The organism is Cohnella boryungensis, from assembly GCF_042651945.1.
Classification (GTDB): Bacteria; Bacillota; Bacilli; order Paenibacillales; family Paenibacillaceae; genus Cohnella; species Cohnella boryungensis.
Window position 1 is genome coordinate 143,086 of the sequence record NZ_JBHSED010000015.1, and the last position, 21,609, is coordinate 164,694.

25 protein-coding genes and 1 pseudogene are annotated in these 21,609 nt (G+C 56.3%); 14 read left to right on the forward strand and 12 right to left on the reverse strand.

Annotated features, from left to right (window positions below):
- Positions 1-52: 52 nt before the first annotated feature.
- The 3 genes from kduI to kduD are packed head-to-tail and all read left to right on the forward strand — an operon-like array spanning position 53 to position 2,432.
- Complete coding sequence (gene kduI / locus ACFO1S_RS10270; protein ID WP_204603707.1) at positions 53-886, forward strand: 5-dehydro-4-deoxy-D-glucuronate isomerase; 834 nt, start codon at positions 53-55, stop codon at positions 884-886.
- Positions 887-916: 30 nt separating this feature from the next.
- Positions 917-1,690, forward strand: a complete 774-nt coding sequence (locus ACFO1S_RS10275) for a DeoR/GlpR family DNA-binding transcription regulator (protein WP_204603706.1) — start codon at positions 917-919, stop codon at positions 1,688-1,690.
- Positions 1,662-2,432, forward strand: coding sequence for a 2-dehydro-3-deoxy-D-gluconate 5-dehydrogenase KduD (gene kduD / locus ACFO1S_RS10280; protein WP_204603704.1), 771 nt, complete (start codon positions 1,662-1,664; stop codon positions 2,430-2,432). Before ACFO1S_RS10275 ends, kduD begins: the two co-directional genes overlap by 29 nt.
- Here the strand turns inward: kduD and ACFO1S_RS10285 are convergent.
- The gene (locus tag ACFO1S_RS10285) at positions 2,429-3,430 is read right to left on the reverse strand and encodes a M23 family metallopeptidase (protein ID WP_204603818.1); all 1,002 of its coding nucleotides are present in this window, start codon (positions 3,428-3,430) and stop codon (positions 2,429-2,431) included. The genes kduD and ACFO1S_RS10285 overlap by 4 nt on opposite strands.
- A gap of 177 nt (positions 3,431-3,607) precedes the next feature.
- Here ACFO1S_RS10285 and lipA point away from each other — a divergent pair, with 177 nt between their 5' ends.
- Together lipA and ACFO1S_RS10295 are read left to right on the forward strand one after the other, a co-directional pair.
- Positions 3,608-4,513 carry a lipoyl synthase gene (gene lipA / locus ACFO1S_RS10290; protein WP_204603703.1) on the forward strand — a complete coding sequence of 302 codons (906 nt, stop codon included), beginning with the start codon at positions 3,608-3,610 and terminating at the stop codon, positions 4,511-4,513.
- Positions 4,510-5,466 (forward strand): YutD-like domain-containing protein, encoded by a 957-nt coding sequence (locus ACFO1S_RS10295; protein ID WP_204603702.1) that lies wholly within the window; start codon positions 4,510-4,512, stop codon positions 5,464-5,466. Before lipA ends, ACFO1S_RS10295 begins: the two co-directional genes overlap by 4 nt.
- Positions 5,467-5,506: 40 nt before the next feature.
- Here ACFO1S_RS10295 and ACFO1S_RS10300 read toward each other — a convergent pair whose 3' ends face one another.
- Together ACFO1S_RS10300 and ACFO1S_RS10305 are read right to left on the reverse strand one after the other, a co-directional pair.
- A complete protein-coding gene (locus ACFO1S_RS10300) occupies positions 5,507-6,301 on the reverse strand; it encodes an NAD kinase (RefSeq protein WP_204603701.1) in 795 nt (264 codons plus the stop codon).
- A 123-nt stretch (positions 6,302-6,424) separates the two neighbouring features.
- Entirely contained in the window at positions 6,425-7,699 is a 1,275-nt protein-coding gene (locus tag ACFO1S_RS10305; RefSeq protein WP_378126718.1) for a nucleoside recognition domain-containing protein, read from the reverse strand.
- Positions 7,700-8,202: 503 nt separating this feature from the next.
- Here ACFO1S_RS10305 and ACFO1S_RS10310 point away from each other — a divergent pair.
- Positions 8,203-8,598 carry a globin domain-containing protein gene (locus tag ACFO1S_RS10310; RefSeq protein WP_204603700.1) on the forward strand — a complete coding sequence of 132 codons (396 nt, stop codon included), beginning with the start codon at positions 8,203-8,205 and terminating at the stop codon, positions 8,596-8,598.
- A 12-nt stretch (positions 8,599-8,610) separates the two neighbouring features.
- The gene (locus tag ACFO1S_RS10315) at positions 8,611-9,312 is read left to right on the forward strand and encodes a DUF2225 domain-containing protein (protein ID WP_204603699.1); all 702 of its coding nucleotides are present in this window, start codon (positions 8,611-8,613) and stop codon (positions 9,310-9,312) included.
- A gap of 5 nt (positions 9,313-9,317) precedes the next feature.
- Here ACFO1S_RS10315 and ACFO1S_RS10320 read toward each other — a convergent pair whose 3' ends face one another.
- Positions 9,318-9,551, reverse strand: a complete 234-nt coding sequence (locus ACFO1S_RS10320) for a hypothetical protein (protein WP_204603698.1) — start codon at positions 9,549-9,551, stop codon at positions 9,318-9,320.
- 79 nt (positions 9,552-9,630) lie between these two features.
- On the opposite strand from ACFO1S_RS10320, the gene ACFO1S_RS10325 reads away from it, so the two are divergent.
- Together ACFO1S_RS10325 and ACFO1S_RS10330 are read left to right on the forward strand one after the other, a co-directional pair.
- Positions 9,631-11,418 (forward strand): M3 family oligoendopeptidase, encoded by a 1,788-nt coding sequence (locus tag ACFO1S_RS10325; RefSeq protein ID WP_204603697.1) that lies wholly within the window; start codon positions 9,631-9,633, stop codon positions 11,416-11,418.
- A gap of 312 nt (positions 11,419-11,730) precedes the next feature.
- On the forward strand, positions 11,731-12,132 hold the full coding sequence (locus ACFO1S_RS10330) for an O-methyltransferase (protein ID WP_378126721.1): 402 nt from the start codon (positions 11,731-11,733) through the stop codon (positions 12,130-12,132).
- Between the two features lie 109 nt (positions 12,133-12,241).
- Here ACFO1S_RS10330 and ACFO1S_RS10335 read toward each other — a convergent pair whose 3' ends face one another.
- Both ACFO1S_RS10335 and ACFO1S_RS10340 read right to left on the reverse strand, forming a co-directional pair.
- Complete coding sequence (locus tag ACFO1S_RS10335; protein WP_204603696.1) at positions 12,242-13,276, reverse strand: TIGR03943 family putative permease subunit; 1,035 nt, start codon at positions 13,274-13,276, stop codon at positions 12,242-12,244.
- An 18-nt stretch (positions 13,277-13,294) separates the two neighbouring features.
- Positions 13,295-14,350, reverse strand: coding sequence for a permease (locus ACFO1S_RS10340; protein WP_204603695.1), 1,056 nt, complete (start codon positions 14,348-14,350; stop codon positions 13,295-13,297).
- Between the two features lie 473 nt (positions 14,351-14,823).
- On the opposite strand from ACFO1S_RS10340, the gene trpS reads away from it, so the two are divergent.
- The gene (trpS, locus tag ACFO1S_RS10345) at positions 14,824-15,822 is read left to right on the forward strand and encodes a tryptophan--tRNA ligase (protein ID WP_204603694.1); all 999 of its coding nucleotides are present in this window, start codon (positions 14,824-14,826) and stop codon (positions 15,820-15,822) included.
- Here trpS and ACFO1S_RS10350 read toward each other — a convergent pair.
- Positions 15,819-15,998 carry a DUF5325 family protein gene (locus ACFO1S_RS10350; protein WP_204603693.1) on the reverse strand — a complete coding sequence of 60 codons (180 nt, stop codon included), beginning with the start codon at positions 15,996-15,998 and terminating at the stop codon, positions 15,819-15,821. The genes trpS and ACFO1S_RS10350 overlap by 4 nt on opposite strands.
- A gap of 89 nt (positions 15,999-16,087) precedes the next feature.
- Here ACFO1S_RS10350 and ACFO1S_RS10355 point away from each other — a divergent pair, with 89 nt between their 5' ends.
- On the forward strand, positions 16,088-16,291 hold the full coding sequence (locus ACFO1S_RS10355) for an alpha/beta-type small acid-soluble spore protein (RefSeq protein WP_116062173.1): 204 nt from the start codon (positions 16,088-16,090) through the stop codon (positions 16,289-16,291).
- Positions 16,292-16,409: 118 nt separating this feature from the next.
- Here the strand turns inward: ACFO1S_RS10355 and ACFO1S_RS10360 are convergent, their stop codons facing one another.
- Positions 16,410-17,393 (reverse strand): metal-dependent hydrolase, encoded by a 984-nt coding sequence (locus ACFO1S_RS10360; RefSeq protein WP_204603692.1) that lies wholly within the window; start codon positions 17,391-17,393, stop codon positions 16,410-16,412.
- 64 nt (positions 17,394-17,457) lie between these two features.
- Here ACFO1S_RS10360 and ACFO1S_RS10365 point away from each other — a divergent pair, with 64 nt between their 5' ends.
- On the forward strand, positions 17,458-17,733 hold the full coding sequence (locus tag ACFO1S_RS10365) for a hypothetical protein (protein ID WP_204603691.1): 276 nt from the start codon (positions 17,458-17,460) through the stop codon (positions 17,731-17,733).
- A 9-nt stretch (positions 17,734-17,742) separates the two neighbouring features.
- On the opposite strand, the gene gerQ is transcribed toward ACFO1S_RS10365, so the two are convergent.
- Both gerQ and ACFO1S_RS10375 read right to left on the reverse strand, forming a co-directional pair.
- Positions 17,743-18,204: a spore coat protein GerQ gene (gene gerQ / locus ACFO1S_RS10370; protein WP_378126723.1), complete on the reverse strand. Its 462-nt coding sequence runs from the start codon at positions 18,202-18,204 to the stop codon at positions 17,743-17,745.
- 25 nt (positions 18,205-18,229) lie between these two features.
- Positions 18,230-18,316 (reverse strand): annotated as a pseudogene (locus ACFO1S_RS10375) (cell wall hydrolase); the annotation flags it as partial.
- 279 nt (positions 18,317-18,595) lie between these two features.
- Here ACFO1S_RS10375 and cyoE point away from each other — a divergent pair.
- Positions 18,596-19,453, forward strand: a complete 858-nt coding sequence (gene cyoE, locus ACFO1S_RS10380; RefSeq protein ID WP_204603690.1) for a heme o synthase — start codon at positions 18,596-18,598, stop codon at positions 19,451-19,453.
- Between the two features lie 7 nt (positions 19,454-19,460).
- Positions 19,461-20,171 carry an SCO family protein gene (locus ACFO1S_RS10385; RefSeq protein WP_204603689.1) on the forward strand — a complete coding sequence of 237 codons (711 nt, stop codon included), beginning with the start codon at positions 19,461-19,463 and terminating at the stop codon, positions 20,169-20,171.
- Positions 20,172-20,843: 672 nt separating this feature from the next.
- On the opposite strand, the gene ACFO1S_RS10390 is transcribed toward ACFO1S_RS10385, so the two are convergent.
- Both ACFO1S_RS10390 and ACFO1S_RS10395 read right to left on the reverse strand, forming a co-directional pair.
- The gene (locus ACFO1S_RS10390) at positions 20,844-21,197 is read right to left on the reverse strand and encodes a DNA primase (protein WP_204603688.1); all 354 of its coding nucleotides are present in this window, start codon (positions 21,195-21,197) and stop codon (positions 20,844-20,846) included.
- 233 nt (positions 21,198-21,430) lie between these two features.
- On the reverse strand, positions 21,431-21,523 hold the full coding sequence (locus ACFO1S_RS10395) for a YjcZ family sporulation protein (RefSeq protein ID WP_378126725.1): 93 nt from the start codon (positions 21,521-21,523) through the stop codon (positions 21,431-21,433).
- Between the last annotated feature and the right edge of the window lie 86 nt (positions 21,524-21,609).

Consider the following 21,609-nt stretch of genomic DNA (forward strand, 5'->3'; position numbering starts at 1 on the left):
ATTGTATGTTATAATGTATTCGAACGAAAACGAACCTTCGGAGGGATATATAATGGAAATCAGACATTCCACCAATCCGGCCGATGCCAAGCATTACGACACGGCGAGGCTGCGGCAGCAATACTTGATCGAAAGCTTGTTTGAGGCGGATCAAATCAAGATGGTGTACGCGCACGATGACCGTCTGGTTATCGGAGGCGCGCAGCCTGTTCGGCAAGCTTTGACTGTCGAGGCGGCCGATGTGCTGAAGACGGAATATTTTCTGGAGCGCAGAGAAGTCGGATTTATCCATGTCGGAGGCGGCGAAGCTGTAATCGAGGCGGATGGAGAACGACATACGCTTGGCAAGCTGGATACGCTGTATGTAGGCAAGGGGACGAAAAGCCTGGTTCTCTCCAGCGTCGACGCTTCCAATCCCGCAAAGGTGTATTTCACCTCCGCGCTTGCCCATGCAACTTACCCGACCCGCAAGGTATCGGTAAGCGAAGCGAATACGCTTAATTTGGGCGCGCTCGAATCGTCGAACGAACGCACGATTCACCAGATTATTCACGAGAACGGCGTACAAAGCTGCCAGCTTATGCTCGGCGTGACACTATTTAAACCGGGCAGCGTATGGAATACGATGCCTGCGCATCTTCACGATCGCCGGATGGAGGCATACCTCTACTTCGACATGAATGCCGATGCAAGAGTATTTCATTTTATGGGCGAGCCGAACGAGACCCGGCATCTGGTCGTCGCGAACGAACAGGCCGTCATCTCGCCGAGCTGGTCGATCCACTCCGGCGCGGGCACCAGCAGCTATGCGTTCGTATGGGCGATGGCCGGGGAAAATTATACGTTCAAGGATATGGATGTCGTCGCCATGGATGCGTTAAAGTAAAAGGAACCGAGATTTGGGAGGAATCCCCTTATGCTTGCCTTCGCGCGTCACCAATTCATACTGGATTTGCTGCAGTCGCAAGGGACCGTGCAAGTATCCGAGCTGAGCGAGCGCCTGTCCGTTACGCCGAAAACCATTCGCGAGGATTTGGAGAAGCTGGAGGAGAAGGGGCTGCTGGCCAGAATTCATGGAGGAGCGGTGAGCCGAAGCGGCGAAGCCGAGTCGATACTTCCCTTGCAGTTTCCCAATACCAAGCATGTCAGCGAGAAAGAGGCCATCGCCGTGCATGCCCTCCGCTACATTCGGCAGGACGACGTTATCGCTCTGGATGCGGGCAGCACGACGCTTGAGATCGCCAAGAAGCTGCCCGACATGCCGCTTACGGTGCTGACCAACGACCTGCTGATCATGCGCGAGCTAACGGTCAAGGAAAACATTCGTCTCGTCGTACCGGGAGGCTATCGGCATCGCAACGTTCTGGTCGGGAACGATGCGCTGGACTGGCTGGCGCGCCTGAACGTGCAGAAGCTGTTTCTCTCCGCTACGGGAGTGCACGATAAATTCGGCTTGTCCGTCTTTACCGGGGAGCTGCTGGATTTGAAAAAAGCGTACCTGTTCGGAGCCAAGGAAATCTATGGGGTGGCCGATCACAGCAAATTCGACCGGGCCGCGCTCCAGACGTTCGCCGCCCTGGAGGATCTGGATGTGCTCATTACCGATGACGGGCTTGACGACGACATCCGTCGTCGTTATGAAAAGGGAGGTCAAGTAAACATTGAAACCGCATCAACGAAACCGATTTGATCTGCAGGGCCGGACGGCCGTCGTGACCGGAGCGGGACGAGGGCTGGGGCAAGCGATTGCCGTCGGTCTGGCCGAAGCCGGAGCGAATCTCATTCTCGTCACCAATCGTTCCTCTGCAGAGGAGACCAAGGCGAAAGCGGAAGCCCTTGGAGCCAAAGCGAGAATTGTTCAGACGGACGTGGCGGACCGCAGCAAGCTTACCGATATTATCGATGCAAGCGTCGAGACGTTCGGGGGGCTCGACATCCTCGTCAACAACGCCGGCATCATCCGCCGCGCTCCTGCCGTTGAGCACGCCTACTCCGATTGGCAGGAGGTGCTGGACGTCAATCTGAATTCGGTATTCGTTCTCTGCCAGCTGGCGGGAGAGCTGATGATCGAACAAGGCCGCGGCAAAATCATCAATATCGCATCCATGCTTTCTTATCAAGGAGGCATCAACGTTCCCGGATATACGGCCAGCAAGCACGCGGTTGCAGGATTGACCAAAGCGCTTGCCAACGAGTGGGCCTCCAAGGGGGTTCAAGTAAATGCGATTGCGCCGGGCTACATGTCTACGGACAATACGGAGGCGCTCCGCAACGATCCGGTGCGCAGCCGCCAAATTCTCGAACGCATTCCGGCAGGCCGCTGGGGATCGGACGAGGATCTGATCGGGCCGGCGATTTTTCTGGCGTCGAGCGCGTCGGATTATATGAACGGGCACGTTCTTTGCGTTGACGGCGGCTGGATGAACCGTTAACGCGAAGCGCTGCCTCTAGCCTTGGCTTTATGCGCTTGGTATTCCTCGCGCTCCCAGCGGCGCAGCAGCGGATACGGGTCGAACGCCCATTCCACGAGACCTCTGTCCCGGTAGATGCCATAGTGCAGGTGAGGCGGAAATTTGCCTTGCGTGCCGGGACGGCCGTATCCGGAGCTGCCCACCCAGCCCAAAGTCTGACCGGGCCGAACGATGTCTCCGGTCTTTAGCTGTTTGTCGAAGCCCGACAGATGAGCGTAATAATGGTACAGGTTGTTCAGATCGCGAATGCCGATTCTCCAGCCTCCGTAGACGTTCCAGCCCTTGATCTCGATGATCCCGTAGCAGGTGCTTCGCACGGGAACCCCATGACGGGCGAAAATGTCCGTTCCCTCGTGAATTCTTTTCCCGCCCCATCCTCTGCTGTAGCCCCATGTGCTTCGAAACGAATAATTGCTTCCCAAGGGAAGGGGGAAGGCATGGCTAGATAGATCCAGCCGATTGTAGTGCTTGTAGAGTTTGGCGAACTGAAGGACGCGCTGCACCGCTCGCGTATTGTGATAATATTCCCACAGCCCGATGCCGAAGTCGTCCAAGGCGCTGCCCTTCTTAAGAGCCTGCGCGGTCACGGAGTAGAGCAGATCCTCGTCCTTATCGCGGTCCGCCCGCCGATCTCCCGATCCGTCCTGCCCGATGCCGTGAAAAAATCGGATGGATACGGGATTCGTGTCCTCCGGAGAAGGATTAAGCTCCCCGACCCACGCAGATTCGGCGATGTACACGCCGGTAACCGCGCTTTTGCGAAGCGGCCTCGTCTTCGGATGCGCCTGCGACAGCGTTCGTTCATATTGATCGATGGCTGCGATATAAGGCCATTCCAGGCCGGTGCGAAGACTGATTTGCTCGTATAGCTTGCGCCGCTTGGCATAGTCGTCGGATTGGGATTGTTTCTCTTTGCCGGCGCCTTGTGCGGCGGAGGTTCGTTCGCCGGCCCCCAGCATCAGCAGGATGGCCAATACCGCAAAGCCCGCTCTCTTGAAGCCGCGGCCGCTTCTTCGCCATTGGTGTCGCAACTTAACTCCTCCCTCATGCTTAACATCTATGAAGTAGGGTTTACAGATCATTGGTTTTTATCCGAATCGTGCTATAATAAGGGGGACGGAAAGAGGGGAAGAGCAATGACGACTAGCGCCAAGCCGCGCAAGCCCGAGTGGCTGAAGATCAAGCTGACAACGGGAGAACCCTATCAGGAACTTAAGCAAGTCATGCGGAGCAAGACGCTTCATACAGTATGCGAAGAAGCACGCTGCCCGAATATATATGAATGCTGGGCGAATCGCACGGCGACTTTTATGATTCTCGGAGATATCTGCACCCGAGCGTGCCGCTTCTGCGCGGTAAAGACCGGGTTGCCGACCGAGCTGGATTTGCAGGAGCCGGAACGCGTAGCGGAAGCCGCCGAACAGATGGGCCTGAAGCATTGCGTCGTGACCTCTGTCGCACGCGACGATCTGCAGGACGGCGGAGCCTCTATCTTCGCGGCGACGATCAAGGCGATTCGCAAGCGCCTGCCATTCTGCAGCGTCGAGGTGCTGATCCCGGATTTTCTGGGCAATGCGGATTCCCTCAAAATCGTCATGGACGCCAAGCCGGACATCCTGAATCACAATATCGAAACGGTGTCCAGGCTGTCGAATCGCGTGCGGGCCAAGGCGAAATATCCGCGGTCGCTTGAGCTGATCCAGCGCGCCAAGGAAATGCAGCCGAACATTCCGACGAAGTCGAGTATCATGCTCGGGCTGGGGGAAACCTACGAGGAAGTGCTGCAGGCGATGGACGACCTTCGCGCCGTGGATTGCAACATTTTGACGCTCGGTCAATATTTGCAGCCTTCATCCTCCCACTTGAACGTATTCAGATACGTTCATCCGGATGAATTCGCAGCCTTGAAGGAAGAAGGATTGAAGCGGGGCTTCTCCCATGTGGAATCCGCGCCTTTCGTCCGCAGCTCGTATCATGCGCATGAGCAAGTCAAATCCGCGGAGGCCAGAACGACCGACCTTCGGAAGGAGAGCCAATCATGATTTTCATGGCGGGAGGCAATGCGTACTCGCTAGTCCATGAATACAAGAACGGATGGAATCCGGAAATTTTTCGGGAACGTTACAGCGAAGTGCTGGAAAGGTTCGATTATATCGTCGGGGACTGGGGCTATAACCAGCTGCGTCTTCGGGGTTTTTATCGAGACGGCCATTCCAGGGCAACCCGCGAGTTCGCTATCTCCAGCTTTGTCGACTACATCAATGAATATTGCAACTTCGGGTGCGCCCATTTTGTGGTGGCCAAGCTCGATATCAACGCGCTGCCGCCGGATGCCGTCATTTCTAAGGAAGAGTCGCCTGAGGCGAAGGTCGCCTTAAACGAAGCCGGAGAGCAAGCGGCCGAGACGGCGGCTACCGTTGCCGCGGCTGCGCCTCACAACGGCCCGATTCTGCGCTGGCCTTTGAAGGAGCGAGCAGGCGGCCCGGTTCGGGTTCCGAATGTAACCGTATCCGCAGTGGCGAGAGCGGCGGCGGAAGCGGAGAAGCGCAACGCGAACGCGCATCACGACGGGCATTCGAAAGGGGCGTCCGGCAGAGGCGGCTATTCCAAGCACGAATCGGGAGGAAGCTCCCATCGGCAAGGGCGTACTTCGTCTTCGGGAGATCGCAGACCGCAGTCTCAGCAGGGTCAAGGCGGAGGACAAGCGTCGAACAAGCCGCAGCACCGCGGTCAGCGCTCGCACGGTCAGCAGCAAAACCCCCGTCAGGAGCGTCAGGAGCATCCGTCGGTTCACCGGGCCGCAGAAGAAGGAAAGCCTTCGGATTCCGGGAGCGTCCAAGCCCGTAACGAGGGCGCGCGAAGCGAAGGCTCGCGGCAGGACAACAATCGCTGGCAAGGCCGCAACCGCCGGCGCAAAAGCTATGGAGGGAAGCCGGCCAACCGCAATGAGGGCGGGCCCCGTCCGGACGCGGGCAATACGAAGTCGAGCGAATAGCAAAAACGAAAGGCCGCCCCGGATGGGGCGGCCTTTCGTTTTATAAAGAGCCGATAAAGGCTTCGCGTACGCGATTCCAGAACGTAAACGGACGGTACCTGGCGAAGGTAACCTTACGATCGGCCACCCGGCAAGTAATGGAACGAATGCCGGTCATCGGCATGAGCATATGATCGATGCCGAGTATCAGCTCTTCCTCCGGGTCGGGCGGAACGATATCGCAGTGGTGATGCTTCGGCAGAATGACGGAAGAGCCCAGCGTCCGATAGACCCGATTGTTAATCGAAGCGATCTCCGCGATCTGCAGCGCCTCTAAAGAGGGGTGGATGACCGCTCCCCCCAGGCTTTTGTTGTACCCGGTGCTTCCCGTAGGGGTCGAGATTACGATCCCGTCGCCCCGGAACATCTCGAAGGGCTCGTCATTAATATGAATCGCGGATACGAGCGTTCCGTCCGCGCTTTTGAGCGTAAATTCATTCAGAACGAGATGAGCGGCTTTGCCTTCTGCCGTCTCGATCTCCACGTGAAGCAACGGATAGTGGATTTTACGCGGCTCGGAGGTGGCCATCAGCTCCAGCAGCTCCGAAAGCTCATTCTTCTGCCAATCCGCATAGAAGCCGAGATGTCCGGTATGGACCCCGATAAACGCCAAATGCTCCAGCTGCTCCTTGTACCGATGAAACGCTTGAAGCATCGTGCCGTCTCCGCCGATCGAGACGACGAAATCCGGCGCTTCTTCATTCAGTATTAATCCCTTGCTTTGTGCCTGGGTATGAAATTGTTCAGATAAGTCCCGGGATAGTCGGTCTCCCCGGTCAAGCAATGCATATTTCAATTCTTGGCCGCTCCTTCCGATCGATCCCTGTTGCGCGAATTCGTCCTGTTGCATCGAAAGACCTCGCTGACTAGATCATAAACAATAACCGCATGAAATTCAATCCTCCGACCGGGGGCTGCGTTAAAGGGAGCGGAGCTTTCGAAGGCCGATGGCAATCGTCCCGGCCGCCACGAGCAAGGCAATAGCACCCGCGAACAGCAGCAGCGGCCAGGCGAAGGTCATCTTCCACAGGAGAGGATGCCCGGCATCGGATGCGAACGGCAGCGCCCATGCAGACAGAATGGCGGCGTCGGAGGGAGTCGGCCCAAGCAGCGGCCATAACGCGTACACGAGGAGCATCGCGAGCAAGCCGTGAACGAGCCGTGCGCGAGCGAACGGCCAGTAGCGCCAGGCCGTCCCGCTCATCAAGCCGGCTACCTGCGCATGCACGGAAAATCCGGCCCACGAAAGCACGAAGGCGGCTACGGCCGCCCGATCCATCAGCGGGCTGCCTTCGCTCAGCGCCGCGGCTTTTGCCCCCAGAGTGACCTCGAACGCTCCGTTCATGAATGCCGGAGACAGGTTGGCGGACAGATGGAGTAACGGCAGCGCTTGGGACATCCATCCGTTCAAGGCAGAGACGATCCCTCCGTTCACAAGCAGCTCCAACGCCGCAGAGAAGAATACGACCAGTCCCCCGACGATCATCATCAACGCGAGGGACGATTGCAGAGCCTGCTGGAGCAGTACGCCCAATGGCCGTCCGTCGTCCAATCGGGCCTTGTGCATGGCGGAGATCGCGAAGCGCAGCCTGCCGGCCCCTCCTGAGGGCGGAACGTTAGGGGCATCCGGCGCGATGTCGACCGAGCTCTTCCCGAAGCGTGAAGCCAGACCGATCAGCAATGCGCCGCTGTAATGGGCGACGGCAATAATCGGGGCGGGCTGCAGACTGCCGAAAAATCCGATGCATACCGCGCCGATGAGGAAAATAGGGTCCGAGGTCGTCGTCATCGCGACCAGGCGCTCGCCTTGGCCGCGCGTCAGCAGCTTTTGCTCCATCAGTCGCGAGGTCAGGCGGGCGCCTACCGGATATCCCGATACGAATCCCATTGAGACGATAAACCCCCCGATGCCCGGCAGCCGGAACAGGGGGCGCATGAACGGGTCGAGCAGCGCTCCCGCGAAATGGACGATCCCGAATCCGAGCAGCAGCTCGGACAGAACGAAAAAAGGAAACAGGGCGGGGAACAGCACCTCCCACCATACTCCGATTCCTCTCAGGGAAGCGCTCAGCGCTCCCTCGGCGTTGCCCAAAGCCAACCCGCTCAATAAAATCGCCGTTCCGCCCAGAATAAGTCCGCCGGCAAGAGCGAACGGACGGGGTGGAATGCCGCTGGTTGATTCGATTGATTTCATGGAAAAGCCTCCGTTTAAGTTCCCAAATCCGTGCTCTGTCCAATATATGTGCGGAGGCGGACAATCTTGCCGTTGCCGGAGGACAACCGGCTGCATATTTTAATGAAACCGCTTGCAAAAATAAGGTGAAATCGGAGAACGCCTATGCTACAATGAAATCAGAAATAGGAAAAACGAAGCTGCCTTGCAAGACGAATTTCTCGAAGCTGGAGGGATGAGAATGGCGGGTGTTGTTGCAGGCTTAATTGTATGCGCTTTCGTGTATGTCATTCGCGAATCCTTGGCGCATCCCGAAGAAGAGATGTAAGCCCTTATAGAGCCGATCGGCGGCGCGCCGATCTCCAATCGCCCTTTCCGGGCGATTTTATTTTTCGAGAAGAGACAGCCGTTGTGGTATAATAGACGTAAGTTTAGGGAGTCCGTACATAGGGATTTTCACACTAATTCAATCGAATTCATGGGTAGGAAGTCGCACATGAATTTGCTGCAACAGGAGGCTTACTGTGTCCAGCTACGCGACGATTTATGAAGCGATCGGCGGTGCGGATGCCATTCGCGATATCGTTACCCGGTTTTATCCGAAAGTGCAGGCGCATCCGCTGCTCGCCCCGTTGTTTCCCGAAGACATACAGCCCGTGGTGGAGAAGCAATATTTGTTTCTGTCGCAATTTATGGGAGGCCCTCCTCTGTACTCGGACGAATATGGGCACCCGATGATGCGCGCGCGGCATATGCCTTTCCCGATTACCCCGGAGCATGCGGCGGCGTGGCTGGCCTGCATGGCCGAAGCGCTGTCCGAGACCTCGATCCCGGAGCCGCTCCAGAAGCTGATGATCGAGCGCTTATCGGGCCCGGCCAACCATTTTGTCAATACAGCATCCGATTCGTCACAACATTAAGGGGGCGACGGCGTGGAGCCGCTCTTTCAAGTTAAGATTAATTGCATTTGCTGCGAACAAAGCTATCAGACATCCAGAGTGCGGCCGAGCTTAAAGAAAGCCATCAAGACGGACACCGACTTCTGCTCGTACTTCAAGTCGGTGAATCCGGACTATTACGTCGTGAGGGTATGCCCGTATTGCGGCTTTGCCTCGACGGAAAATTTTGCGGAAAAAATGAGCGAAAAGCAGAAGGCGGCGTATTTTGACAAGCTGGGCAGCCAGTGGAAGCATCGCGACTACGGGGGCGAGCGATCCGCCGCCGAAGCGATGGAATGCTACAAGCTCAGCCTGGTTTCGGCGCAAGCGATCGGGGAGAAGGAGCGCGTGATCGCCGCTCTGCTGCACCATATCGCTTGGCTGTATCGCTATGAGGGGAAAAAGGAGCAAGAAAACCGCTTCCTGCAATTCGCCCTCGACGCTTATGTGCGGGTATATGAGACGGAGAGCGTCCCGGTCAGTCATGCCCGGCTGATGTATCTGATCGGGGAGCTGAACAGGCGCCTGAACAACTTCCATGAAGCGGTGCGCTGGTTCGGAAGGGTTATCCACGACAAGAATATCGTGGATGCGGCGATGATTCGCGCTTCCCGCGAACAGTGGCAGCTTCTGCGCGAAGAAATGACCGGCCGGGGAATGGAGCTGCCGGAGGAGATGCAGCAAAACGGGGCGTAAGGGCGCTAGCGGATCGCGCGGGCGGCAAGCAAGTAATCCCGGTCCGCGTCGATAATGCGCAAGGTGCCGCGACAGCAGGGAAACACAAGCGTTTTTTTGCTGGCGCCTCCGTACAGACCGATCACCTCTTCGGGCGTAATCGGCAGCAGGACATTAGGGCTTTGGCAGAAGGGACATTCGGGAACGGTAACGTCCTTCATCTGCACGTCATAGGGCAAGGTGTTGCGAAGCGGTATCAATTCGATTCCCCCTTGTCGATTCTTCTTCCAAGATACAATAGGGCTTGACCCAACGCAATGAGAACGGAGCGATCGCGTGATGGAGCATAACTATTCGCTAACATGGAATCTGGAAGCTATATTTGCCGGGGGCTCCTCCTCCGCTGAATTTACGGACTTCGTGAAGGAAGCCGAAGCCCAATGCGCGGACTTGCTTAAGGAACTGCAGGACTGCGGCGAGGGCGCGCCGGAGACCGGGCGGTTGACCGAGTGGACCGGTCGGCTGCAGGCGGCGCTCGCCCGGCTGAGGGAGGCCGATTCCTTTGTCGCTTGCCTGGCGTCCCAGAATTTGAGCGATAAGCGCGCAGTCGGCTGGACCGAGCGTATTCAGACGCTGTCCGCACGCTACCGGCAAGCCGCCGATCTGTTCGATGCCAAGCTGGCAGAGGTGACCGCAGGGGACTGGGAACAATGGACAGGAGCGCCGGAACGCGCCGACCTGCGGTTTCCGCTGAACGAGAAGCGCGAATTCGCGAAGGATAAGCTGCCGCCCGCACTTGAAGCCGTCGCCAGCGAGCTTGCCGTAGACGGTTATCACGGCTGGGGGGAGCATTACAATACGATTGTCGGACGCATCTCCATTCCTTGGGAGCAAGACGGCAAAAGCGTCGTACTGTCGGCCGGTCAAGCGGCTAACAAGCTGGACGACCCGGCGGCTACCGTGCGCGATGAGATGGCGGCGAAGTGGGAGGAGGCCTGGGCCGAACAGGCAGATTTAGGCGCCGACGCATTGAACCGGATCGCCGGATTTCGGCTCAAGCTATACGGGCTGCGGGGCTGGGGAGATCCTTTAAAGGAGCCGCTGCTCATGAACCGCATGAGCCGGGAAACGCTGAATGCGATGTGGTCGGCGGCAGAAGAGGGAATGAAGCCGCTTAAGCGTTATCTGGAGCTCAAGGCGCGGCGGATGGGCAAGGAGAAGCTGAGCTGGCATGACGTGGATGCGCCGATTGCCGCCAGTCAGGCCAAAATTCCTTACGGCGAAGCGGCAAAGGTAATTACGGATGCGTTCGAGCGGTTTTCGCCGGATATGGCGAAGCTGGCGCGCACCGCATTCGAGGAGCGGTGGATTGAAGCGGAGGACCGCGCCGGCAAGCGGCCAGGGGGCTTCTGCACGAGCTTCCCCATCGGCAAGCAAAGCCGGATATTCATGACCTATTCCGGCACTCCCGGCAATGTCTCTACCCTGGCGCACGAGCTGGGACACGCATACCATGCGGAGCTTGTACAGGAGCTGCCGCCTCTCTCCCAGGAATATGCGATGAACGTCGCGGAAACGGCATCCACCTTCGCGGAAGCGATCGTCAGCGATGCCCTGTTGGGAAGAGCGGCAAGCGACGAAGAGAAGCTGGCGCTCCTGGATGATCGCCTGCAACGGGCGGTCGCGTTCTGTATGAACATCAGGGCGCGTTTCCTGTTCGAGACGCGCTTCTACGAGCGCCGCGCCGCGGGCATGCTGGAAACCGCCGAGCTGAACGAGCTGATGACGGAAGCGCAGAAGGAAGCGTTTGGCGATGCGCTTGGAAGCTGGCATCCCCATTTCTGGGCCGCCAAGCTGCACTTTTATTTGACCGATGTTCCTTTCTACAACTTCCCGTACACGTTCGGCTATTTGTTCAGCACCGGTCTGGTCGCCTTTGCCGAGCGGGAGGGAGCATCCTTCGCCGATCGCTACGACCGGCTGCTGCGCGATACGGGAATGATGACCGTCGAGCAACTGGCTTCCAGTCATCTGGGCGTCGATCTCCAAAGTCCGGACTTCTGGAAGGATGCGGTGGCCAGAGCGGTCGCGGATGTGGAAGCCTTCGCGGCCTTGTGCGGCGAATAAGCGATAACTCTTCAAAAAATAGCGGTCAGGGCACCCCTGTACCGCTATTTTTCATGTTCGACGATCAGAAAGGGCAAGGTACAGATCTCCTTTATCCTCATCCGGTCGTGCGATACAAATCGTCGGCCGCCGACCGAGAGGCGGCTTAGCCGTTATTACTTGTCGGAACAAGTGAGATCGACTGCAAAATAACCCATAATTAGACAAAATCATTGAATATTTCTAGTCGTTGCATTATACTGGTTCCGAAGTCATGTTCAGACCTACATAATTGTTCCTAGAAACGGTAAGTCATAAGCACAAAGGAGGAGAATGATGACATCTAGCCAGATTCCTTTAGCGCGGCAAATCGACGTAGCCTTGGAGAAACTGGGGGGAGAACTCAAGGGAATGACGGCCGGCACGATTGTTCTGCAGATCCGGGACGATTCGGTTGGCAGATTCGGTATTCGTCACCTGCCGGTTGATTGCGGCGACCAGAGCCATTCCTCTGCAGGGCTGACGGCAGAGCAGGTGCTGACGCTAAGAAGATTGGCCATCGGAGCGTTAAAGCATAAGAGCAGCTGGACGCACGGGGAGATTTCTTACGACTTTGTACTTAAGCAGGACAGGGTTTTCGTTAGCGTTCAGTTCGAATCAAATTATAACATGGCGAATATGATGTTCCGTTTTTCTCCTAAAAACAGGGGACGAAAGGAAGCCTCCAGCGAGTAGATGATCGATCATATAGGATGCGTAGAAAGAAGGGTCGATTCGACGGGCTGCAGCCGTGTCGAATCGACCCTTTTCTTTGGAAGCGGAAGCCTAATCGGCCGGAAGAAGCTTAGGCTTCTTCGTCGCCTGCATCGAGCTGGTCGAGTCCGAAGTCCAGATCCGGGGATACATACGGCGTGGCGGGAGCATCGATCTTGACGATTCTGCTTACGTTCAATTGAATGATCTCAATGCCGTTGTACTCCGTCGTGTCCAACGTTCCCGTGACCGTTACCCACTGATCCGTCGCATAGAGATTTGCGTCGGGCAGCGTCGCCATGATGCCGTAAGGGGAAGCGTCCGCCGAGCAGCAGGCGACAGCGAAGCGGCTGACTCCGAACTGAGTAGGGCTCATGTCGGGCTCGCGATAGACGAAGCCGCTCAAACGAACGGTTTTGCCCTGGAAGGCGGTGCGATACAAGTCGAGCGTCGTGAGCGTTTCGATAAATCGGCCGGCGGTGACCGCTATGACATCGCGCTCAACGAGCTTCCTTCCGAAGGCCGCATAGCTTTCCGTGAAGTTGTCGAAGGGGAACAGGATATCCAGCGCTTCAGGACTCAGCTTGCCGTCTTTGGCCGATGGAGGCTTCGTCGAGGAGTCGTCCGTCTCCGTTCCCGTCTCCGGCTTCGCCGTTTCAGGCACCGTGCTCTCCTCGTCTGCAGCGGGTGCGGAAGTACTCGCAGGCGCAGGAAGCGAATCGGCTCTGACGAACTGCTGCTGAGGCGCGAATTGGACGCCTTTGGCGGCGGCCATGCTGCTGCCGAGCAAGCCGTCGGGAACCGCATAGCCGATAATCAAAGGCAAAGCGAACCAGCCGTACAGCAGAAGGCTCTTGCCCCACGTGCTCGGCAGCTCGTGCGAGCAGTCGCAGCTCGGCCCGTGCTCTTCTTTGTCGAACAATGCGCGAATAGCCGAATAAAATTGCTGTGCGGCAACGGCATATAGTCCAAGCGCGGATAATTTGACAATGAATTGCATTCGTTCGGCGATATATAGGCCGAGATTGTCCGATCGCACCAAATGGACGATCAGGAAAGCGAATCCGGCAAGCAGCAAGAATCTGGCGAAATAATGGATGGCGTGAACAGTCGACGATCTCAGCAAGCAAATAACCTCCTTGTTTTAGACAAGTCCCAGCCGGTCGAACAGAATTGACCCGAGCAGCACCAGGCCCGCGATGGCGAGGCTGAACTTCAGAACGAATCTTTTGCGGAATACGGCGAGCATCATTAGCGTATTTTTCAGATCGAGCATCGGTCCAAGGACAAGGAAGGACAGCAGCGCGGCCGGCGGAAACATATTGTTGAACGAGGCGGCGACGAATGCGTCCGAGGTGGAGCAGAGCGACAGGGCGTAAGCGAAGCCCATCATGAACAGATGCGAGAGCAGCTCGTGGTCGGCGACGGATGCGAACGACGCGCGCGTGACCAGCGTCTGGAGCAGGCCCGTGATAAGAGAACCGAGGATCAAGTATTTGCCCATCTCAAAAAATTCCTCGGCAATATGGGCTGGCGCTTGGGCCAGCTTTCGGAAAAAGGGGCTTCCGCTTTTACCCCCGGCATGCGAATGTGCGTGATGATGCGCATGCGCATGAACGTGAGAGTGTCCGTGCGAATGGATGTCGTGGGTCGTTTCGGCTTTCAAGGGACTTTGCTTCAATCTGGCGTATAGAATAAGTCCCAAGGCGACGGATACGCAGAAAGCCAAATAGAATCGGGAATAGGCCAGGCTTTCGTTCGTGCGAAAAGCCTGCATGGTAGCGCCGAATACGACAGGATTGATAATCGGCCCGGCGACGATGTAGATGATGCCTATGTAAGCGGGCAGGCCTTTGCGCATCAAGCGACGCACGATCGGGATCATGCCGCATTCGCACAACGGCAGAACGATGCCGAGCAGGCTTCCGAACAGAATGCCGAGCACCGGATTCCGGGGAGTGAGCTTGCGAACGAGCTCGTCCGACACGAAAGCTTGCAGCAGCGCCGATACGATGACGCCGATAAGCAGGAAGGGGAGCGCTTCGAGAATGATGCTGATGAATACGATTTTGAAATTTTGCAGCTTGGCGGAGTCCAATGTCAGCGCCGAGATGTCCCTTCCGAAAAAAATCAGGGCCAACAGCGCGGCGCAGCCGATTGACGCTGCGATCGTCGCTAGCCGAATCCAAGCATTAGGCACTGAATCACTTCCTTGCTCTATAAATAGTAAGCATTACGATTATTATAAGGTATGCTTGGACGATTGAAAATGAGAACTTCAGAATAAACGGGTGTTCGCGGGATGGTTGACAAAGCCTGAAGCCGGGGTATAATGGGTAACAACTAAAGTATATTCGGCGTTGAAGAGAACAAGTACGCTGGGATAGAGCGCTCACAGAGAGCCGGTGTTGGCTGGAAGCCGGTACGCTCGCCTTGTCGGAATGGATCTTGGAGCCGGGAGCGAAACGACGGCCGCGCGCTGCTTGGCGGAATGCGCATAGTCCTATGCTCCCCGGACGTTCCCCGTTATCGGAGCTTGAAGGTATCGCAAGGCTTGTCGACTTTATGTTCGGCAGCAGGCGATACGAATAAGGGTGGCACCACGGCTTTCCTCGTCCCTTGCGGAGGAAGGTCTTTTTTTATTTTCACATATAAAAAGGAGCTTGATATCCGATGTCCAAATCCAAACGCGTGTTATCCGGAATACAGCCGAGCGGCAAGCTGACGCTGGGCAATTACATTGGAGCTATGCTTAATTTCGTGGCGTTGCAGCATGAATATGACTGCTTCTTCATGGTTCCCGATCTGCACGCAGTGACGGTTCCCCAAGAGCCGGCCGCATTGCGGGAGCAGAGCGAATCCGTGGCCGCGCTGTACGTGGCTGCCGGACTTGATCCGAAGGAAGCGGCGATCTTCATGCAGTCGCACGTACCGGCTCATGCCGAGCTCGGCTGGCTGTTGACGACGATGAGCTATATGGGAGAGCTGGAACGCATGACGCAATTCAAGGACAAGTCGGAAGGCAAGGAAGCTGTAGGAGCGGGCTTGTTCGTCTATCCCGCACTGATGGCCGCCGATATTTTGCTGTACAAAGCGAACTTCGTGCCTGTAGGGGACGACCAGAAGCAGCATCTGGAGCTTACGCGGGATTTGGCGGGGCGCTTTAACCACCGTCACGGCGACACCTTCGTCATTCCGGAGCCGTTCATTCCGAAGGTAGGCGCACGGATTATGTCTTTGGAGGACGGCACGAAGAAAATGAGCAAGAGCAGCCCAAGCTCCGGAAGCTACATTTCCTTGCTGGACCCCCCGGACGACATTCGCAAAAAAATTTCCCGGGCCAAGACGGACATGGGCCGGGAAATTATCTTCGACGTCCAGAACAAGCCGGAGGTCAGCAACCTGATGTCGATCTACGCGCAATGCTCGGACAAGACGGTCGAGCAGGTGCAGGCCGCATACGAGGGCTTGGGCTATGGGGCGTTCAAGAAGGATCTGGGCGAGGTTATCGTTCAGGCGCTGGAGCCGCTGCAGCGCAAATACGCGGATATTCGCTCGTCGGGGGAAATTCGCCACATTCTGCGCGACGGAGCGGAGCGGGCGAACGCGGTCGCCGAATCGACGTTAGCCGCAGTGAAGGAAGCGATGGGCTTCCTCCCGCGGGGGCGCTAAGACGCTGAAGATTTTTTTCTCAGCCTGGCCTTGAGAATGAAGCCACCGCCCATAGCCACGAGGGTAAGCACGGCGAACAGAAGCGCCAGCCAGCCGTTGTGGCTAAGGGAAAAGGCGGTAGCGAGCATCAATGCGACGGACAAAAATGCGAACAGGAGTGACAATGTTTTACTCATGATTTCACCTCGCATATTTTTCTTTGTTTCTAGCATACTAAGTTGGCAAGCTTGCAAACCAATCATCAAGGCGAAGGGAGAATTTAATCATGGCATCAAGTAACCAACTGGTTGTACCACAAGCCAAAGCAGCACTGCAAAGCATGAAGATGGAGGCCGCTCAATCCCTGGGCGTTCAAATCCCGGCAGACGGATACTACGGCAACGTAACGTCCCGCGATGCAGGCTCCCTTGGCGGCTACATCACCAAGAAGCTCGTCCAAATGGCTGAGCAACAACTTTCCGGTCGCTAAGGACAAACGGTCCGGACCGAAAGCCCGAGGTAATCCTCGGGCTTTTCCTATTGTGCTACGACAAAGAACCTGCGTCAAGCGAAAGGGCCCTGCCGGGCGGCTTTCGCTTGACGCAGGCTTAGTAAGTGTTCATGCGCAGTCTTTTTTCCAGCCGCTCGTCGCTCAGCCATCCTACGTAGGATTGCAGCGGGACATAGGAGGAATCCATCAGCACGACGGCGACGAACGGATACTGTCTGCGGTAGCGGTATCGAACGTCGACCCAGCGAATTTCGTATCCCCACGTCTTGGGCTTGACATGCCCGCACGGGAACGCGGTTACGCTCAGGAAAGCCTGCACGTCCGGATGCTGCTTCGAGGCTTCGAGCGCGGGATGCTCGTCGCATTTCATGACGTCCATCCACTTTATTTTCCCGTAGTTCCATTCCCCGACGCCGTAAGTGCCGTCTTTGGAAATGCGAACGAGATTCCATCGATACAGCGAGATGGTGGGCAGCAAAGTGTAGCGATCCTCCGGATGGCCCTCCGGGTCCTGCTCGGAGATTTTTCGCGACAGCGATCGATGAACGAACGTTCTCCATCCGTAATAAACGCCAAGCAGCGCATACAGCACCGGAAAAATAATCTGGGGCGCAGCGAGGCCGGATAGCCAAAGAAGAATAGCGAACAGATGGGCGGAGAAAATAATCGGGTCGAAAATATGGATGATGTTCCAAGCCACCCACTGCTTGCTTACCGGCCGAAAAGCCTGCGTTCCGTAGGAGTTGAACAGATCGGAGATCACGTGAACGACGACGGCGAGCAGCACCCAGAAGGCGATGTGCCACCAGGGAATGGTTCGAAACGCCAGCGAAACGGCTGCCGTGATGATCGCGGTCCAGCCGACAATCGCCGGAAAAGAATGAGACAATCCGCGGTGGTTTTTGATATAATCGGCATTGCTCTTGAATCGCAGCAATCCGTCTAGATCGGGCGCATTGGAGCCTGCGATCGTGCCGATCAGAATGGCGATCGGCCCATAGGCATCAGAAGCGATGACGGGATCTGTCAGGGCCAGACCGCCCAACCCCAATCCAAACACAAAATGCGTACCGGTGTCCATAACCGAGCCCCCTTCTTGCTTAAGTATGGACGTATCGGACCTAAAATATGAAGGAGGAGAACCGATGATTCTGTTCTGCGAATATGTCGTTCCGGAAGCGAACCGGGAGAATTTCGAGTCATGGGCCAAAGCCCATGAAGGGCTCTGGACCGGAGTGGAGCTTGCGGTGAATACGGCGCAGCCGGGCGTCTATGTCGAAATCCGCCGTGCCGGCACGGAGGAAGAAGCGGCGGACATGGAAAAGGAACGTCGCGAAGGACGTTCCTGGCGGGAGATGGAGCAATGGGTCAAGGGCGGACGCCAAGGGCTTCGCATCTGGACGTTCCGTCCCCTGCTGTAGTCGGTTCGATCAACGATTCGAGCCGAAGGGCAGCGCGTAATTAATCGGCCCGTCGAACGTGATGTAGTCCAGATTCAGCATCAGGAGCAGGTAGCGTTTGCCTGTGGCCGGATCGCTGATAATAATGTGATCGCGGCCTGCGGCTTCCAGCACGCCCTTGAATATTTTGGCGTTCCATTCGGAGTTGTTCTCGTAGGTCATATATAAAGTGGCAACCTTGCCGAGATTCATCCGAAGAATGTTCTCGACGTACGATTCTTCCTGAGTGGGCACTCCGGGCAACGCGACTCCGCTCGGCGTGATCGGAACGCCGGTGATCGGCGGCGGCGTCATCGCACCCTGCACCATCGAGCCTGGCATCATTGCGCCGGGCATCATATTCGGCATCGTGGCGTTGCCCGGCATATTCATCGGCATCATGCTTCCTTGGTTTTGCGCATAGGCGGGCCAAGGCATTTTGTTGTTTAACATCGTAAATCCTCCTTAAGTTGGATGCTTAATAAACGCTGGGGCAGTCGTCTCCGGACGGTGCGAAGAAGCAATGCGCCTTGTATCTGCCGGTATTCTGCTGATCGTACCGGTTGCTGGGCAACAATCCGCATAACACCCTTCCTCAGTTCAATTCGCCCACGCCTTGCGCTTCGGCACTAGGCGATTGTCGCAATACAGTGTATTTAGGCAGCCCGGATTGTGTGACTGCCGATTGCGCAAAAATCCGCCGTGTTCCCGACTTGTTCACATGTGGTGGCGATTTGATGAACTTCGCTCAGGCGAACATTGTCAATGCTTGAAGGTTTGCGGTATCATTGAACAGACATCAGGTAATGCCGCTTCGTCGTTGCTTGCATAAAGGAGGAACACCGTGCTTAAAGATCTTGTGGCTCTCACCAAGCCGCGAATTATCCGCTTGAACCTTATCGCGGCATTCGGCGGTTTTTGGGTCGCCTCCAAGTGGGACCTGGATATATGGCTTATGATTTGGATGCTCGTCGGCTCCGCGTTGACGATGGCTTCCTCTTGCGTCTTCAACAACTATCTGGATCGGGAGCTCGATCTCAAGATGGAGCGGACTCGCGATCGGGCGCTTCCGCAGAACAGATTAACGCCTAACTTCGTGCTTGGCTACGGAATCGTGCTTGGACTAGCCGGTCTGGCCGTGCTATTCGGACTGGTTAATACGCTGACGGGCTGGCTCGGCTTGCTCGGAATGTTCGTATACGTCGTCATCTACACGATGTGGCTGAAGCGCAGCTCGACCTGGAGCACTTCCATCGGCGGTATTTCCGGAGCGATGCCTCCGGTCATCGGCTATTGCGCAGTGACCGACGTCGTGGACGCCGGGGCCTGGATTTTGTTCGCGCTGCTCTTCCTGTGGCAGCCGGCTCACTTCTGGTCGCTCGCCATTCGCCGTAAGGAGGAGTACAGGGCGGCGGGATTCCCGTTGCTTCCAGTCGTGAAAGGGGTAAAGCGCACCAAGTGGCAAATGCTGCCTTATATTTTGCTGCTCATCCCGGCTTCGATCTTGATGTACACATATGATTATGTGGGGATTTACTTCTTAGTTTTGTCGGTCGGCATTGCGGCAGTCTGGTTCCTGCATGCGGTCTCGGGACTGGGCGCCAAGGATGACGAGAAGTGGGCGAAGGCCGACTTCATGATCTCGATCAATTATTTGATGATTATGTTTCTTACGATGATTCTCAACACGACGGGAGTGTAAACGGGAGATGGATTTGTCCAAAGATGAAAAGCCTCAAGAGCAGCCCGAGATGTCTGCGAACGGTGGCGTGAAGGTAACGTCCGAATCGGTCCAGACCCCTAAGCCCTGGCTGAGGCGCTACGGTTTTTCCTTGGTTTTGTTGGTTCTGTGCGCCGTTATGGGTTACTTTATTCTGCAGCAGAACAATAAGAAGGATGAGCTTCCGGTTCAGGGACAAGGCGCCGAATTTTCTTACACGGACGTGAACGGCGAGAACGTGACGCTCAGCAACACCAATGGAAAAGCGCGGCTTCTTTATTTCTTTTTCGCGAATTGCCCGGACGTCTGCCCGCCGACTACCTTCCTCATGTCCCAAGTGCAGGACGAGCTGAAAGAGGATGGGGTGTTCGGCAAAGAGGTCGAGTTCCTTTCGGTGACGATCGATCCCGAACGGGATACGGCTGAGAATTTGAAGGAGTACGCGTCGCGCTTCGATGCGGACCCCGAGGGCTGGAAGTTCCTGCGGGGCGAGGAGCAGGAGACGGCGGAGATGGCCAGGAAGTATCAGATTCTGGTCAACAAGGACGATGAAGGCAACTTCGGCCACATGAATCTGATCGTCCTGCTAGACAAGGACGGACAGATCCGCGACTGGATATCCGCTAACGATTATATCGAAGAGGGCGAGAACAGGCGTAGCCCGAGCGATATGGCGAAAATAATCAAAAGCGTTCTGTAGGCGGCAAGCTTGACGCTCCGCCGATCGGCAACCGCGTCTTCCCGAGTGTGGGAGGGCGCGGTTTTTTTGGATTACCGGAGAGGCTTATCCTTATCTGGCCTGATCTGATGGCTCGATGCAATTTTATTGTTGCGGTTGCCTAGCGCAGCCTTTTTTGTTTGCCGGAGCTGCAGGCTTGGGCGAAAGCGAGTCGGTGCGTGCGAAAGGGGGGCGTGAGTGGGCAGTAGTGAGCGGGCAATAGTTATGCAAAAGCGAACTAGCGCGTGAGAGTGAGGGGCGTGAGAGAGTATTAGTTATGTAAAATCGAACTAATGTGTGAGAGTGAGGGCGTGAGCGGGCATTAGTGATGTAAAAGTGAACTAGTGCGCGAGAATGGGGAGTACGAGTGGGCATTAGTTATGTAAAAGTGAACTATACGTGAGAGTGGGTAGTATGAGCGGGCATTAGTTATGTAAAAGCGAACTAACGCGCGAGAATGGGGAGTACGAGTGGGCATTAGTTATGTAAAAGTGAACTATACGTGAGAGTGGGTAGTATGAGCGGGCATTAGTTATGTAAAAGCGAACTAACGCGCGAGAATGGGGAGTACGAGCGGGCAATAGTTTGCAGTAAGCGAACTAACGCGGCCAAGGCGGGCCCTCCTCGCAAACAAGGAGAGTTACCGGGACGCAGTCACTCGAACGGCGCCCCTGGCTCCGGGTACACAATAAACTCCTCCAGCCCGGCCTTCTCCAACTGCTGGATTAAATACTCTTCGGGCGTCCCTTCCACTCCTTTATACCCTCTGCGAGTATGAATGTGGTCGGCGTCCGGGAAAACGTCGCGCAGAATGCCGCGGATGCGGCGGCCCGATGCATCGTGATCGGTGAACAGATAAACATGGCGATCGCCGATCTCCTTGCGCAGCGCTTCGATTCGATCGGTGCCCAGCGTGCCGAAGGTGCAGTGAATCGGAATCTCGGGAGAAAGCACCCGGGAAAGACGGCTTTTGTCGTTCTTGCCTTCGACGATGATGGCGATGTGCACGGTGATATCCTCCGGTAATCTGACGAATATGTACGGGTGCCGAAGCTCATCCCAAAGCAGCCTCGGTTCGTTTCATTGTACCACTGGTTCCCATCGGATATGTAGCCTCCGCGTTAGCCGCAGGGCTCGGGAGTCACGCGCTTTGCCCCTCAACAATCCAAGGTTCATTCCAGCCAACGTAGGTGAAGAAGCCGCAGACGATGCGGGACGCCGCGGCTTATCGCCAAGTCGCCCTAATGAGCGCGCAGTACGAGAACGAGCAGAATAAACAATACCAGTACGATTGTATTCGTTACCCCAACGCCTCCTGTTGAATAGCCGGACATAGCTTCACCTCGTCTGATCCGCCCTGATTTATGCGCGCACTTATTTTTCGCATGGGTGCTGGGCATAGGCTTTCATACACCATATG